The organism is Micromonospora sp. NPDC049201, from assembly GCF_055586805.1.
The window spans coordinates 15,539-30,256 of the sequence record NZ_JBVJHM010000010.1 but is presented as its reverse complement, the minus strand read 5'-3'; the positions used below and the strand labels follow the sequence as shown (position 1 = coordinate 30,256).

At 74.0% G+C, this 14,718-nt stretch carries 12 protein-coding genes; 7 read left to right on the top strand and 5 right to left on the bottom strand.

Annotation, left to right across the window (positions count from 1 at the left end):
- The first annotated feature begins 69 nt into the window (after positions 1–69).
- From pnuC to ACZ6O5_RS21835, 3 genes are all read left to right on the top strand, one after another.
- Positions 70–723: a nicotinamide riboside transporter PnuC gene (gene pnuC, locus ACZ6O5_RS21845; protein WP_281936405.1), complete on the top strand. Its 654-nt coding sequence runs from the start codon at positions 70–72 to the stop codon at positions 721–723.
- Positions 720–1,802, top strand: coding sequence for an AAA family ATPase (locus tag ACZ6O5_RS21840; protein WP_465979635.1), 1,083 nt, complete (start codon positions 720–722; stop codon positions 1,800–1,802). The genes pnuC and ACZ6O5_RS21840 overlap by 4 nt, the downstream gene beginning before the upstream one ends.
- 566 nt (positions 1,803–2,368) lie before the next feature.
- Positions 2,369–3,367 carry a TerC family protein gene (locus ACZ6O5_RS21835; protein ID WP_465979633.1) on the top strand — a complete coding sequence of 333 codons (999 nt, stop codon included), beginning with the start codon at positions 2,369–2,371 and terminating at the stop codon, positions 3,365–3,367.
- Positions 3,368–3,410: 43 nt separating this feature from the next.
- On the opposite strand, the gene ACZ6O5_RS21830 is transcribed toward ACZ6O5_RS21835, so the two are convergent.
- Positions 3,411–4,328 (bottom strand): C40 family peptidase, encoded by a 918-nt coding sequence (locus ACZ6O5_RS21830; protein WP_465979631.1) that lies wholly within the window; start codon positions 4,326–4,328, stop codon positions 3,411–3,413.
- Between the two features lie 56 nt (positions 4,329–4,384).
- Positions 4,385–5,482 carry a mandelate racemase/muconate lactonizing enzyme family protein gene (locus ACZ6O5_RS21825; protein WP_465979629.1) on the bottom strand — a complete coding sequence of 366 codons (1,098 nt, stop codon included), beginning with the start codon at positions 5,480–5,482 and terminating at the stop codon, positions 4,385–4,387.
- A gap of 43 nt (positions 5,483–5,525) precedes the next feature.
- Between ACZ6O5_RS21825 and ACZ6O5_RS21820 the strand changes: the two genes are divergently transcribed.
- The gene (locus tag ACZ6O5_RS21820; protein ID WP_465979627.1) at positions 5,526–6,323 is read left to right on the top strand and encodes a tyrosine-protein phosphatase; all 798 of its coding nucleotides are present in this window, start codon (positions 5,526–5,528) and stop codon (positions 6,321–6,323) included.
- Positions 6,324–6,327: 4 nt separating this feature from the next.
- On the opposite strand, the gene ACZ6O5_RS21815 is transcribed toward ACZ6O5_RS21820, so the two are convergent.
- Positions 6,328–7,194 carry a serine hydrolase gene (locus ACZ6O5_RS21815; protein ID WP_465979625.1) on the bottom strand — a complete coding sequence of 289 codons (867 nt, stop codon included), beginning with the start codon at positions 7,192–7,194 and terminating at the stop codon, positions 6,328–6,330.
- A 70-nt stretch (positions 7,195–7,264) separates the two neighbouring features.
- On the opposite strand from ACZ6O5_RS21815, the gene ACZ6O5_RS21810 reads away from it, so the two are divergent.
- A complete protein-coding gene (locus ACZ6O5_RS21810; RefSeq protein WP_465979623.1) occupies positions 7,265–7,945 on the top strand; it encodes a class I SAM-dependent methyltransferase in 681 nt (226 codons plus the stop codon).
- Between the two features lie 75 nt (positions 7,946–8,020).
- On the opposite strand, the gene typA is transcribed toward ACZ6O5_RS21810, so the two are convergent.
- Positions 8,021–9,889 (bottom strand): translational GTPase TypA, encoded by a 1,869-nt coding sequence (gene typA, locus ACZ6O5_RS21805; RefSeq protein ID WP_465979621.1) that lies wholly within the window; start codon positions 9,887–9,889, stop codon positions 8,021–8,023.
- 130 nt (positions 9,890–10,019) lie between these two features.
- Between typA and ACZ6O5_RS21800 the strand changes: the two genes are divergently transcribed.
- The gene (locus tag ACZ6O5_RS21800; RefSeq protein ID WP_465979619.1) at positions 10,020–11,543 is read left to right on the top strand and encodes a DedA family protein; all 1,524 of its coding nucleotides are present in this window, start codon (positions 10,020–10,022) and stop codon (positions 11,541–11,543) included.
- Between the two features lie 33 nt (positions 11,544–11,576).
- The gene (locus tag ACZ6O5_RS21795; RefSeq protein WP_465979617.1) at positions 11,577–12,449 is read left to right on the top strand and encodes a transglycosylase SLT domain-containing protein; all 873 of its coding nucleotides are present in this window, start codon (positions 11,577–11,579) and stop codon (positions 12,447–12,449) included.
- Positions 12,450–12,500: 51 nt separating this feature from the next.
- Here ACZ6O5_RS21795 and ACZ6O5_RS21790 read toward each other — a convergent pair whose 3' ends face one another.
- A complete protein-coding gene (locus tag ACZ6O5_RS21790; RefSeq protein ID WP_465979615.1) occupies positions 12,501–14,636 on the bottom strand; it encodes an MMPL family transporter in 2,136 nt (711 codons plus the stop codon).
- Positions 14,637–14,718: the final 82 nt, after the last annotated feature.

The window sequence follows — 14,718 nt, the reverse complement described above, 5'->3', positions numbered from 1 at the left end:
CGGCGGGCCGCGTCTCCACCAAGGCACCGGCCTCCACCGTGGCACCGGCGGCGGGGGAGGGACACCCACATGCTCGACTGGCTCACCGGCACCGCGTTCACCGTGTTCGGCGCCGGCACCACCTGGGCGGAGCTGCTCGGCTTCGGCACCGGCGTGGTCAACGTCTGGTTGGTCGCCCGCCAGCACATCGCGAACTGGGCGGTCGGCATCGCCAACGTGCTGCTGCTGATGGTGCTGTTCTGGACCGCCGGCCTGTACGCCGACGCCGGCCTGCAACTCGTCTACGTGGTGCTCGGGATCTACGGCTGGTGGCACTGGCTGTTCGGCGGGGCCCGGCGCAGCCGGCTCACGGTGGCCCGCACCGGGCGGCGGGAGTGGTGGGCGCTGGGCCTGGCCGGTCTGCTGCTCACCGCCGGGCTGTGGGCGCTGCTGGACCGGGCCACCGACTCGACCGTCCCGCTGGCCGACGCGGTCACCACCGCGTTGTCGCTGCTGGCCACCTACGGCCAGACCCGCAAGCTGGTGGAGAGCTGGTGGCTGTGGATCGCCGCCGACCTGATCTACATCCCGCTCTACGCGTACAAGGGGCTGTGGCTGACCGGCGGCCTGTACCTGATCTTCCTGGCCCTCTGCGTGGTGGGGTTGCGGTCCTGGCGGGCGGACCTGCGCCGGCGCGCGGCGGCCACGCCGGTGCCGCCCGGCCCGGCACCGGTGGCCGCGTGAGTCCGACCGGGGCGGGCCCGCGCCGGTTCCGGCACGGCCTGGTGGTCGGCAAGTTCTATCCGCCGCACGCGGGGCACCACGCGCTCGTCGAGGCCGCCGCGGCCCGCTGTGCGGCGGTGACCGTGGTGGTGGCGCCGTCCCGGCGTGAGTCGATCCCGCTGGACCTGCGGTTGGCCTGGCTGCGCGAGGTGCACGCCGGCACGCCGTGGGTGCGGTTCGTCGGCCGGCACGACGACCATCCGGTCGACTACGCCGACCCGGCGGTCTGGGACCTGCACTGCGCGGTGTTCGCCGACGCGCTGGGCGGCGAGTCGGTGGACGCCGTCTTCTCCTCCGAGGCGTACGGCGGGGAACTGGCCCGCCGGTTCGGCGCGGTCGCGGTCGACGTGGATCCGCAGCGGCGGACGGTGCCGGTCTCCGGCACCGCGGTGCGCGCGGACCCGGCGGCGCACTGGCGGTGGCTGAGCGCGCCGGTGCGGGCGTGGCTGGTCCGCCGCGTCGTGGTGGTCGGCGCGGAGTCCACCGGCACCACGACCATGACGCGGGCGCTCGCCGAGCGCTTCCGCACCGCCTGGGTGCCCGAGTACGGCCGTGAGCTGACCGCCCGCAAACTCGCCACGCTGCGCCGCTCCCGACCGGACGCGACCGTCTTCGACGTCACCTGGGACCGGGACGACTTCGTCGAGGTGGTACGCGAGCAGCAGGCCGCCGAGGACGCCGCGGCACGGGTCAGCGGCCCGCTGTTGTGCTGCGACACCGACGCCCGGGCCACCGCGCTCTGGGAGGAGCGCTACCTGGGGTCGTCGTCGGCCGAGGTCCGGGCCGCCGCCCGCCGCCCGGCGCTCTATCTGCTCACCGACCACGTGGGGGTGCCCTTCGCCGACGACGGCCTGCGCGACGGGGAACACCTGCGGGCGTGGATGACCGGGCGGTTCCGCGTGGAGCTGGCCGCCAGCGGGGTGCCGGTGGTCGAGCTGCGCGGCACGCACGAGGAGCGGCTGGCCACCGCCGTCGCCGCGGTCGAGGATCTGCTCGCCGCCGGGTGGGCGTTCACCGACCCGCTGCTGCCCGCCCGCTGAGGGCCCCCGTCCGCACCGCACCGCACCGCACCGGACCGGACCGGACCGGATCGTGCCGGGCGTGCCGGCACCTGGCGGTGCTGTTCGCCGGATGCCCTTTCGAGCTGATAGCAGTAACGACTCACGCAGGACCGCGTCCGGGATGCCGGGTGGGACGTGGCCGGCGGTGGGTCGACGCGCCGCCGTGAGTCGTTTCCGCTCTCAGCTCGAAAGGGCACCCGAGAGCCGCCGGCGCCAGGACAGAAAGGGAGGCTAGCCTCCTAGGACGTACCGCGAATACGTGAGGAGCGGCACCCGATGACGGCAGATCGGCGCCCGGAGATGCGCTACCGGGCCGGCATGGTGAACAATGGCGGCCGAGGAGGGGAGTATTCCCCCGTGACGGAGTCGTCAGCACGGAAGAGCGCCAGCACCCCCCGGTCGCTCGACCCGGCTCCGTCGGTCGGAGTCCACCCGGGCGCCGGCGGAAGAGACCTCCGACAGTCACCACAGTCAGCGTCGACGCACCCCGGCCCGACACCCGGCGTACGGTGTGCCCGACGCTGCGTGTCTGCCGGAGGATGGATTTGAACGTGTCCGCATTGGTGTGGGCGGTAACCCTGACCGCGATGATCGCGGTCCTGCTCGCCGACCTGTTCATCATCGGCCGCCGCCCGCACGAGCCCAGCGTCCGCGAGTCCAGCCTGTGGGTCGGCTTCTACGTGGCGCTGGCGCTGCTCTTCGGCGTGGTGCTCTGGGTGACGGCCGGGCCGAGCGTGGCCGGCCAGTTCTACACCGGCTGGCTGACCGAATACAGCCTCTCGGTGGACAATCTCTTCGTCTTCGTGATCATCATGGCCCGCTTCGGGGTGCCCCGGCAGTACCAGCAGAAGGTGCTGCTCATCGGCATCCTGTTGGCGCTGGTGATGCGCGGTGGGTTCATCGCCGCCGGAGCGGCGCTGATCTCCCAGTTCTCCTGGGTGTTCTACATCTTCGGCGCGTTCCTGATCTACACGGCGGTGAACCTGGCCCGACAGGGCGAGCCGGACGAGGACGAGTTCAGCGAGAACCTGCTGATCCGGTGGAGCCGCAAGGCGCTGCCGCTGTCCCGGGACTTCGACGGGGCGAAGATGACCACCCGGGAGAACGGGCGGCGACTGTTCACCCCGATGTTGATCGTGATGATCGCGATCGGCACCACCGACCTCATCTTCGCGCTCGACTCGATCCCGGCGATCTTCGGGATCACCCAGGAGCCGTACCTGGTGTTCACCGCGAACGTCTTCGCGCTGATGGGGCTGCGGCAGCTCTACTTCCTGCTGGGCGGTCTGCTGGACCGGCTCATCTACCTCAGCTACGGGCTGGCCGTGGTGCTCGGCTTCATCGGCGTGAAGCTGGTCCTGGAGGCGTTGGCCGACAACAACCTGCCGTTCATCAACGGCGGCGAGCACGTGGCGTGGGCGCCGCACATCCCGATCTGGCTCTCGCTGACGGTCATCCTCGGCACGCTGGCCGTGGCCACCGTGGCGAGCCTGGCCAAGTCGTCCCGGGACCGGCGCCGGGAACTGGCCGAGGCGCGTCGCTGACCGGCGCCGGGTGTCCGGGGCGGACGACGTCCCGGACACCGGGTCAGACGCGGTGCGCGCCGACCAGGGTGGCGACCCGGTCCGCGGGCAGTTCCTCCTCGACCACCCGGCGGGTGAGGTAGCAGGCGTGCAGCATCCGGCGCCGGCCACCGTGCGGCTCGGCCGTGACGATCCCGACGTGGTGGATGCGCCGGCCGGGGCGGGCGAAGAAGTAGAGGTCGCCGGGGCGCTCGTCGTCCAGCGCCAGCGGCGTGGTCGCCTCGGCCTGGTCGTCCGCGTCGCGGGGCAGCGTGACGCCGTACCGCCGCCAGGCCAGGTGCACCAGGCCGGAGCAGTCGATGCCGTCGGTGGACAGGCCGCCCCAGACGTAGACCAGGTCGCGTAGCCGCTCGGCGACCGCGAGCACCTCCTTGGCCTCGGGCCGCTCGGCGGGCAGCGGCACCAGGTCGCCCTCCGGGGCCCAGAGCGGCTCGACCCGCCCGGGCGTCCGGACCGGCCGCCAGCCGTCCGCCGGCCGGCCGGCGGAGGTGAGGTGGGTGCCCAGGACCACGCCGGTGAGCGCCGGAGACCCGCCGGCGGCCCCGTGCAGCGCGGTCCGGCGGACGTCGACCACCAACGCGGACCCGGTCGGTCCGGTGTCGGCGGGTGCGGCCAGGTGGGCCGACCGCATCCAGCCCGGGTAGCCGCGAGGGTCCAGCTTGGCGGCGGGCTGCCCGAGGGCGACCACCCGGACCCAGCCGTCCGGCCCGGCCCCGGTGACCAGCACCGGCTCGCCGAGCAGCAACTGGGTCAGGACACAGTCGCCGACCCACTGGTCGCGATCCATCCCGGCAACCCAGGCGGCGACGTCGGGGCGGTCGCGCAGGGCGGGCCCGTCGATCGGGCGGACCGCGTCGGGGTCTGTCCACAGGGTCGCCACCGGGACCCGTACCACGGCCTGGTGGCCCGGTTGAGACGCCATCCGCACCCCTCCTCCCACGCTCCTGTGGGGGACCCTATGAAAAAATCCAACCGCACTCAACCGTGGCGCTGAACTTTAGCTTCATTCACGTCGGCGATGCCGAGCCCCGGGGCGTCCGGCAGCAGCACGTCCGCGCCCTCGTACCGGAGCCCGCCGGTGACCGGCGACCAGGCCAGCCACCAGGCGGCGTCGAGATCCGACACGGCGGTGGTGCCGTGCGCGGCGGCCAGGCTGGCCGCCGCGCCCACGCCCACCGGGCCCTCCATCATCGAACCGACGATCGTGCCCATGCCGTGCGCGGCGGCCAGGTCCAGCAGCGTGCGGGCCGGTTGCAGGCCGCCGCACTTGGCCAGCTTCACGTTGACCATGTCGGCCGCCCGACGGCGGATCACCTCGACCAGGTCGCGCACGTCGAAGACCGACTCGTCGGCGAGGATGGGCACCGCCACCCGGTCGCTGACCCAGGCCAGCCCGTCCAGGTCACGGCGGTGCACCGGCTGCTCGACCAGCTCGACGTCGAGCCCGGCGTCCTCGATGCCGCGGATCACCCGGACCGCCTCGCGCGGCGTCCAGCCCTGGTTGGCGTCCAGCCGGATCCGCGCGTCCGGGCCGACGGCGGCGCGCACCGCGCGGACCCGGTCCAGGTCGCCCCGGGCGTCGGTGCCGACCTTGAGCTTCAGCACCGTGAAACCCTCGGCCCGGCGCCGACCGGCCGCCGCGGCCAGGTCGACCGCGTCGCCGGCGGCCAGCGTGACGTCCGTGGGGACGCGCAGCGCGGTGCCGCCGAGCAACCGCACCAGGGGTACGCCGAGCCGCCGCGCGGCCAGGTCGTGCAGCGCCACGTCGACGGCCGCCTTCGCCGACTCGTTGCCCACCACGGCCCGGCCCACCTGCCGGCAGCGGGCCTGGAGGTCGTCCGCGTCGCGACCGGTCAGCAGCGGGGCGAGCAGTTCGCGGACGCACGCCTCCGCGCCGCCGATCGACGCGCCGGTGACCTGCCAGACCTGCGGGGCCTCGCCGAACCCGGACCGGCCGTCGCTGTCGATGACCTCGACGATCAGGGTCTCCACGGTGGTGGTGCTCCGCAGCGCGGTGACGAACGGGGTGTGTAAGGGGGCCGAGAGCCGGTGGGTGCGTACCGCCGCGATCGTCATGTGGGGCACCCTATAGGCACTGGTGGCGAGCAGGGGAGGGCCGATGACCGGGCGGGACTGGGAGCTGGTGGGCGCGCCGAACGCCCGTGACCTGGGCGGGCTGCCGACGACCGACGGGCGGCGGGTCCGTGCCGGGCGGCTCGTCCGGACCGCGGCGCTGGGCCGGCTGACCGACGACGATCTGCCGGTGCTGGGCAAGCTCGGCACGGCCTGCGTGGTGGACCTGCGCGCCGTGCAGGAGCAGGAGGTGGCGCCGCCGGACCGGCTGGTGGGCGCGCCCCGCGTGGTGCACCTGCCGGTGTACGACGCGGCCCACCCGGTGTTCACCTACGTCTCGGCCGTGTTGCAGGGGCACGACCTGGCGGCGTACGCGGAGTTGGCCCGCGAGGGCATGCCGGGGGCGATGACGGCGATCTACCGCTGGTTCGTCACCGGGGAACCGGCGCGGGCGGGGTTCGGCGCGGCGGTGCGGCTGGCCGCGGACGGCGCGAACCTGCCGCTGCTGTTCCACTGCTCCGCCGGCAAGGACCGCACCGGATGGCTGTCGGTGGTGCTGCTGACCGCGCTGGGCGTGCCGGAACCGGCGATCCGGGCCGACTACCTGCGGCACAACGAGCTGACCGAGAGCCTGCGCGAGGTGCTGCTGGCGGCGATGACGCGCCGTCGGCCGGATCTCGACCCGGCGGTGGCCCGGCCACTGCTTGAGGTGCGCGCGGAGTACCTGGACGCCGCGTACGACGAGGTGCGCCGGGTGCACGGCTCGTTCGAGGCGTACCTGCGCGACGGGCTGGGCGTGACCGACGAGGTCCGGGCGGGGCTGCGGGAGCAGTTGCTGGAGTAGCGGCTCAGCCGGCCAGCTCGTGCCGGGCGTCCCACACCCGCGCGGAGACGTGCGCGATGAGCCGGCACGCGTCGTCCTCGACCTGCTCGCCGTCCGCGCCGCCGTCGGCCAGGTCGGTGGTCGTGCACACCACGATCGCGTACGGCGGCGCGTCGTCCGGGAAGACCACGCCGGCGCCGTGGCGGACGCCGCGTACCCAGCCGTTCTTGTGCGCGATGCGGGTGCCGTCGGGCAGCCCGGCGGCCAGGTCCTCGCGGTGTTCCTGGGCGACGAGCACGTCGAGCATGGCGGCGCAGCCGGCCGGCGAGGCGAGTGGGCCGGGCCGGCTCGCGCCCAGCGCCAGCTCGCCGAGGAGGGCGGCCAGGTCGGCGGCGGTGACCAGGTTGTCGATGCCGGCGTCGCGGGCGGCGAAGTCCTCGATGCCGCGGCCGGTGACGCTGTGCCGCGCGCCGGCCCGCGTCCAGACCTCCGCCACGGCGGGCAGCCCGACCTGGCCGACGCACAGGTTCGTGGCCAGGTTGCTGGACCGGATGATCATGCGTTCGGCGAGCCAGCGCAGCGGCGCGGTACCGCCGACGGCGTCCCAGACCGCCTCGTCGTTGTCGTAGTCGCGGGCGTTGGCGAAGCGGGGCGCGCCGGGCTGGGCGGAGTCGAACGCGTTGCGCACCGGCACCGGCGCGTCCAGGTCGAGCCGGCCGGCCTCGGCGGCCCGGTGCAGCGCCACCAGCACGGCCACCTTCATGGTGCTCGCCGCGTAGTGGGTGGCGTCGGCCTGTCGGGTCCAGGCAGGCCGGGCGCCGGGACGTCCCACGTACGCGGAGACGGTGCCGGGCACCCGGTCCAGGTGCGCGTCGAGCTCGTCCCAGATCATGCAGGTGACCGTAGCGGATCTTCGTGGCGCCGGGCTGCGCCGGCATCGTGTCCGGGTCTAGCGTGCGGGAATGACGACCCCCCGGTACGACGAGATCGCCGACTGGTACGAGGAGTACGCCACGGTCGGTTCGGCGACCTACATGGACCGGGTCCGGTCGGTGCTGGCGGAGCTGCTGGGCGGCGGCTCGGGTCGTTGCCTGGACCTGTGCTGCGGCACCGGGGCGCACGCCGCAGAGCTGCGCCGGCTGGGCTGGACGCCGGTGGGCGCGGACCTGTCGGCCGGGCAGCTCCGCCACGCCCGGGCCCGGCTGCCGGTGGCCCGCGCCGACGCGACCGCGCTGCCGCTCGCCGACGGCGCGGTGCCGGCCGCGGTCTGCGTGCTGGCACACACCGACATGCCGGACTATCCGGCGGCGGTCGCGGAGATGGCCCGGGTGCTGGCGCCGGGTGGCCGGCTGGTGCACGTCGGGGTGCATCCGTGCTTCTGCGGCGCGTTCGCGGACCGGTCCGACCAGGAGCGCGTCGTGATCGACGGTGGTTACGCCGAGCCGGAGCACACCTTCCGGTCCTGGAACTCGCACGGCGTGCGGGCCCGGGTGGGCGCCTGGCACCTGCCCCTGGCCGACCTGCTCACCGCCGTCACCGCCAACGGCCTGGTGCTCGACCGGGTGGTCGAGTCCGGCTCCGGCCCGATCCCCGACGCCCTGGCCTTCGCCGCCACCAAACCCCACCCCCACCGGGCGCGCTGATGCACGGAAGGAGTGGCCATTCCCCGGGGAATGGCCACTCCTTCCGTGGAAGTGCGGGACGCGGAGCGGGTGGGGTCAGCCGGCGTGCTTGCGGCGGGCCGCTGCCCGGCCGCGCTGCTGCTGGTCGAGGACCACCTTGCGGATGCGCACCGCGGTCGGGGTGACCTCGACGCACTCGTCCTCGCGGCAGAACTCGAGCGCCTGCTCCAGCGACAGCTTGCGCGGCGGGATCAGCTTCTCGGTCTCGTCGGAGGTCGACGCCCGCATGTTGGTGAGCTTCTTCTCCTTGGTGATGTTGACGTCCATGTCGTCGGAGCGGGAGTTCTCCCCGACGATCATGCCCTCGTACACCTCGGTGGTCGGCTCGACGAAGAGCTGACCCCGCTCCTGAAGGTTGATCATCGCGAACGAGGTGACCGCGCCCGCCCGGTCGGCGACCAGCGAGCCGTTGTTGCGGGTACGCAGCTCACCGAACCACGGCTCGTACGACTCGAAGACGTGGTGCAGGATGCCGGTGCCCCGGGTGTCGGTGAGGAACTCGGTGCGGAAGCCGATCAGGCCGCGCGCCGGGACCAGCCACTCCATCCGGATCCAGCCGGTGCCGTGGTTGACCAGCTGCTCCATCCGGCCCTTGCGGGTCGCGAGGAGCTGGGTGATCGCGCCGAGGTACTCCTCCGGGGCGTCGATGGTCAGCCGCTCGACCGGCTCGCAGGTCTTGCCGTCGATCTCCTTGGTGACGACCTGCGGCTTGCCGACGGTCAGCTCGTAGGACTCGCGGCGCATCTGCTCGACCAGGATCGCCAGGGCCAGCTCACCGCGGCCCTGCACCTCCCAGGCGTCCGGCCGCTCGGTGGGCAGCACCCGCAGCGACACGTTGCCGACCAGCTCCTTGTCGAGCCGGTCCTTGACCATCCGGGCGGTGACCTTGGCGCCCTTGACCCGGCCGACCAGCGGCGAGGTGTTGGTGCCGATGGTCATCGAGATGGCCGGCTCGTCGACCGTGATCAGCGGCAGCGGAACCGGGTTCTCGGCGTCGGCCAGCGTCTCGCCGATCATGATCTCCGGGATGCCGGCGACCGCGATGATGTCGCCCGGTCCGGCGGACTCGGCGGGCTTGCGCTCCAGGCCCTCGGTCATCAGCAGCTCGGAGATGCGGACCCGCTGGGTGCTGCCGTCGGTGCGGCACCAGGCCACGGTCTGACCCTTGCTGATCGTGCCCTGGCGGACCCGGCACAGCGCGAGCCGGCCCAGGAACGGCGAGGCGTCGAGGTTGGTGACGTGCGCCTGCAGCGGCGCGCCGTCCTCGAACGCGGGCGGCGGGATGGTGTCCAGCAGGGTGCGGAACAGCGGCTCCAGGGAGGTGCTGTCGTCGGGTACCGAGCCGTCGGCGGGCTGGGTCAGCGAGGCGATGCCGTCGCGGGCGCAGGCGTAGACGATCGGGAAGTCGATCTGCTCCTCGTCGGCGTCCAGATCCAGGAAGAGCTCGTAGGTGTCGTCCACGACCTCCTTGATCCGGGAGTCCGGCCGGTCCACCTTGTTGATCACCAGGATGATCGGCAGCCGGGCGCGCAGCGCCTTGCGGAGCACGAACCGGGTCTGCGGCAGCGGGCCCTCACTGGCGTCCACCAGGAGCACCACGCCGTCGACCATGGTCAGGCCGCGCTCCACCTCACCACCGAAGTCGGCGTGGCCGGGGGTGTCGATGATGTTGATCGTCACCGGGTCGGAGCCGTCCGCCGGCAGGTACCGCACGCCGGTGTTCTTGGCGAGGATGGTGATGCCCTTTTCCCGCTCGAGGTCCCCCGAGTCCATGACCCGCTCGGTGTCCTCGCCGCGGGCGCCGTAGGCGCCGGCCTGCCGCAACATGGCGTCGACCAGGGTCGTCTTGCCGTGGTCGACGTGGGCGATGATGGCGACGTTGCGGAGGTCGGTGCGAAGCTGCATACCCTCCATACTCCTGTCTGCGGTTGCCGGGGCACGCCTCGGGGTCACCCCGAGATGGCCCGGATCTGTGTCGAAAGTGCTGGGCCGACCGTTCCAGCCACTGGCATGCTGGCTCCCGTGCGGGTGCCGAATGCCTGATCTGCTGAACTGGCTGCAAGGGCTGCCGCCCCTGCTGATCTACCTGGTCGCCGCGCTGATCGTCGCGGGCGAGACCGCGGTGATCTTCGGGCTGCTGGTGCCGGGCGAGGCGACCCTGCTGCTGGTCGGCTTCCTAGCGTACGCGGGGACGCTACGGCTCGCCCCCGTGCTGGCGGTGATGACGGCCGCCGCCGTGATCGGAGACACACTCGCCTACCGGGCCGGGCGGCGTCACGGGCCGCGGTTGCGCGCCTCCGGGCTCGGTGCCCGGATCGGGCCACACCGGTGGCGACGCGCCGAGGAGTTGCTGGACCGGCTGGGCGGGCGCGGCATGATGGCCGCGCGCTGGGTCGCGTTCGCCCGCACGCTGGCGCCCCGGCTGGCCGGCGGCGCCGGGATGTCGTACCGGCGGTTCGCGCCGTGGAACCTGGCCGGGGTGGTGAGCTGGGTCGGCGCGTCCGTGCTGGCCGGTTATCTGGCCGGCGAGTCGTACCGGCGGGTGTCGGACCTGCTCGGCCGTGCCACCGGCGCGGTGCTGGTGCTGCTGCTGTGCCTGCTCGGCGTGGTGCTGGCCGGCCGTTGGCTCGGGCACAACCCGGACCCGGCCCGGGCGTTGGCGGCCCGCGTCGTCGCGCTGCCACCGCTGCGCTGGCTCCGGGCCCGGTACGGGGTGTTGTTCCTCCTGCTCGGCGTGCGCGTCGGTCCGGTCGGCGCGTGGTTGGTCAACCTGGCGTTCGGGCTGGCGCTGCTGTTCGCCGCCGGGCTGGCGGTGGCGACCCTGCTGGCGGCGGTGGTCCGGCACAGCGGGCTCGGGGTGCTCGACGGGCTGGTCGGCGACTGGTTCGCCGCCCGGCGTACCCCGGGGGTGGCGGACGCGGCGCTGGCCGTCGTGTCGGTGCTGCGCGGCTGGGTGCTGATCACCGCGGTGGCCCTGGTGGCGGCGGTGGTGGCCCGGCGGCACCGGCCCTGGCGGGCGGATCTGCTCGGGGTGGTCGGCACGGTCGGTGCGGCGGTGCCCCTGGTGCTGCTGGTGGGGGTGGTCGACCTGACCGGTCCGGGCGTCCCGGACCGGGTCCGGGACCTGTTCCCCGGCCAGAACGCGGTGGTGACGGCGAGCTTCGGCACGCTGGCCTGGCTGCTGTCGCGCGGCGCGCGCTGGCCGGTCGGGGTGGCGGTCTGGACGGTCGCCTCGGCCGGGGTGGTGGCGGTCACCGGCGCGCGGCTCTACCTGGGCTGGAGCGCGGCCAGCGGCACCGCCTCATCGGTGCTGCTGGGCGTCGCCTGGACCGCCGTGTTCGTGATCGCCTGGTCGACCCGGAACCGGGCGGCGGGTGGGGACGGCCGGCCCGACCCGGCGGACGCGGGCCTCGACCGGTCCGGTCCGGCGGCGGTCGCTGATTCGTCGGGCCCGGCGGACGCCGGCCCGGACGGCCCGGACGCGGGGGAGGGGCCGCCGCGGCCCCGGACGCACCGGCCGGCGTCGCGAGGGCCCCGGACCCCCGTCGATCCCTGCTAGGGTGCGCCGGACGGGGGACCACGGGGAGGATCGATGCGGCGAGGAGTCGGCCGGTGGGCCGCGGCTGCGGTGGCGGCGCTGCTGGCGGCGGGCACGGTGACCGGGTGCGGCGGCGAGGAACGGCCGGTCCGCGGGGTGGCGGCGGAGCTGCCCACGGCGGCTCCGGTCGAGGAGCCGGCGGAGGCGCCGGCCGACGCGCCGAGCGAGGCGCCACCGGCGGTCGAGGCGATCGGTGGCAAGCCCAGCCCCAGCGCGAAGGCGAGCGGGAAGCCGCGGCCGAAGCCGTCCCGCACGTCGAACGCGCCGTTGGCCCGGCCGAAGCCGCCGACCGAGACGCGGGTGCCGCCGCCCCCGCCGAAGCCGGCGCCCAGCGGCTGCAAGCCCACCCACCGGGGCACCAAGGCGACGCAGAGCCAGGTCAAGGCGGCGCTGGCCGACGCGGCGGCCCGCACCTACTGGCCCACCTCCGCGCCCGACATCCGCGTTCCGTCGGCGCTGATGAAGGCGACCGCCTGGCAGGAGAGCGGCTGGCAGTCGACAATCGTGGCCTGCGACGGCGGCGTCGGGCTGATGCAGGTCATGCCGGCCACCGCGGAGTGGATGAACCAGCGGTTCGAGCAGTCGTACGACATCGACGACTACCGGGACAACGCCTACCTGGGCGGCACCTACCTGGCCTGGTTGACCAAGTACATCGGCGACATGTACTTCGAGTCGGACTACCGGCTGGACGCCTCGCTGTGCACCGCCGAGCTGAGCTCCTGCCTGCTCAACGCCGTGATCTCGGCGTACAACTACGGGCACGGCGCGGTGGCCCGGGAGGGGCAGCCGCTGGCGATCCCCAACCCGCAGTACGTCCACAACGTCCGCGAGCTGATGACCAGCTGCGAGTGCCTCGGCTTCTGAGCGGCCCGTGGTGACCGGGCGTCGGCGTGCTGCCGACGCCCGGTCGGCGGGTCAGTCCCGCGCGGTGACCGGCTCGGCCGGTGCGTGGGCCGCCTCGGTGGGCGCGTCCGGGTCGCGGGTGATCCGCCCGGGCCACCAGAACCGGTCGCCGAGCAGGAACGCCAGCGCCGGCACCAGCACGGTCCGGACGAGCAGCGTGTCCAGCAGCACACCGACGCAGACGATGATCCCGATCTGGGTGAGCGTGATCAGCGGGAGCACGCCGAGCACCGCGAAGACCGCGGCCAGCAGCACGCCGGCGCTGGTGATGACGCCGCCGGTGACCCGCAGCGCGGACAGCATGCCGTCCCGGGTCCCGGTCCGGCGGGCGTCCTCCCGGGCCCGGGTGACCAGGAAGATGTTGTAGTCCACGCCGAGTGCGACCAGGAACACGAACGCCAGCAGCAGCACGCCGCTGTCCAGCGCCGGGAAGCCCAGCAGGTGGTCGAAGAGCAGCCAGGCGGCGCCGAGGCTGGCGAAGAACGACGCGATCACGGTCAGCACCAGCAGCAGCGGTGCCAGCAGGCCACGCAGCAGCAGCACCAGCACGGCGCCGACCAGCAGCAGGATGATCGGCAGGATCAGCCGCAGGTCCCGGGTGTTGGCCTGGTCGGAGTCGTAGGTGGCGGCGACCGTGCCGCCGACCAGCGCGCCGTCCGGGGCGTCCGCCCCGGCGACGGTGGGGGGCGCGGAGTCGGGCACGGCGGCGACCGCGTCGCGCAGCGCCGTCACGGCCCGGTCGGAGGCGGCGGTGCCGGGTTCGGCGGTGAGCACCACGTCGACCTGGGCGACCCGGTCCCCGGCGAGGCCGGGCCGGGCCGAGGCGACACCGTCGACCGCGCCGGCGGCGGCGAGCACCGCGGGTGCCGCCTGCGGGTTGGTGAGCACCGCGACCGGCTGGGTGCTGCCGGCCGGGAAGGCGCGGGCGAGCGTCTCCGCGCCGGCGACCGCCTCGGGCCGCTCCCGGAACTGCTCGGTCTCGGACAGACCGGTGCGGATGCCCAGCCCGCCGAGCGCGAGGCCGGCGAGCAGCAGCGTGGCCAGCACCGCGACCGGCAGGGGCCGGCGGACGACCAGCTCGCCGAGGCGGCCCCAGAGCCGGCCCTCCCGGGCGGCGCTGCCGACGCGCGGAACGAACGGCCAGAACAGGCCCCGGCCGAACAGCACCAGCGCGGCGGGGAGGACGAACAGGGCGGAGAGCATGGCGAACACCACACCGATGGCGCACGCCACCGCGAGCGCCCGGTTGGTTTCCTGCTCGGACAGCAGCAGCGTGAGCACGCCGAGGACGACGGTGCCGCCACTGGCCAGGATCGGCTCGGCGGTGCGGCGCAGCGCGGCCCGCATGGCGGTGAACCGGTTCTCCTCGCGGCGCAGCTCCTCGCGGTAGCGGGCGATGAGCAGCAGGGCGTAGTCGGTCGCGGCGCCGAAGACCAGCACGCTGGCGATGCCGGTGACCTGGCCGCTGGGCAGGTAGATGCCCAGCGCGGGCACGACGGTCTCGACCGTGCGCAGGGTGAACTGCTCGGCGGCGGCCACCACGAGCAGCGGCACCAGCCACAGGAACGGGCTGCGGTAGGTGATCAGGAGCAGCAGCGCCACGACGGCGGCGGTGACCAGCAGCAGCGTGGTGTCGGCGCCCTGGAAGACCTTGCTCAGGTCGGCGGTGAAGGCGGGACCGCCGGTGACCTCGACGGTCAGGTCGTCGGGCAGGTCGGCCACCGCGTCGCGCACCTTGCCCACCTCGTCGACCACGGCCTGCTGGTCGCCCGCGGTGGACAGCGGCACGGCGACCAGCGCCACGGTGCCGTCGGGGGAGAGCTGGGCGGGGGCGACCCGGCCGCCGACGGCGAGCGGGCCGAGCCGGCCGGCCGCGGCGTCCAGCGCGGACCGGTCGGACGCGCTGAGCGGAGCCCGGTCGGCGCGGCTGACCACGACCAGCGTGGGCTGGGTGTCCCGCGACGGCAACTGCTCTTGGAGGCGCTCGACCTGGGTGGACTGCCACTCGACGGACAGGCCGGTGGCGGAGACCGGTTCGGGGTTGTCCGGTCGGGGTAACCCGAAGACCACCGCGCCGACGACGAGTGCGGCGGCCACGGTGAGCCAGGCGGCCAGCCGGCCCCGGGCGACGCGGGTGAACAGTGACATCGGATGCCCTCTTGATCCTGCGGGGTGATTCTCGCCAGCCGAGTATCTTGATGAGCGAGATTATCCGGCGAGGCTCTATGCT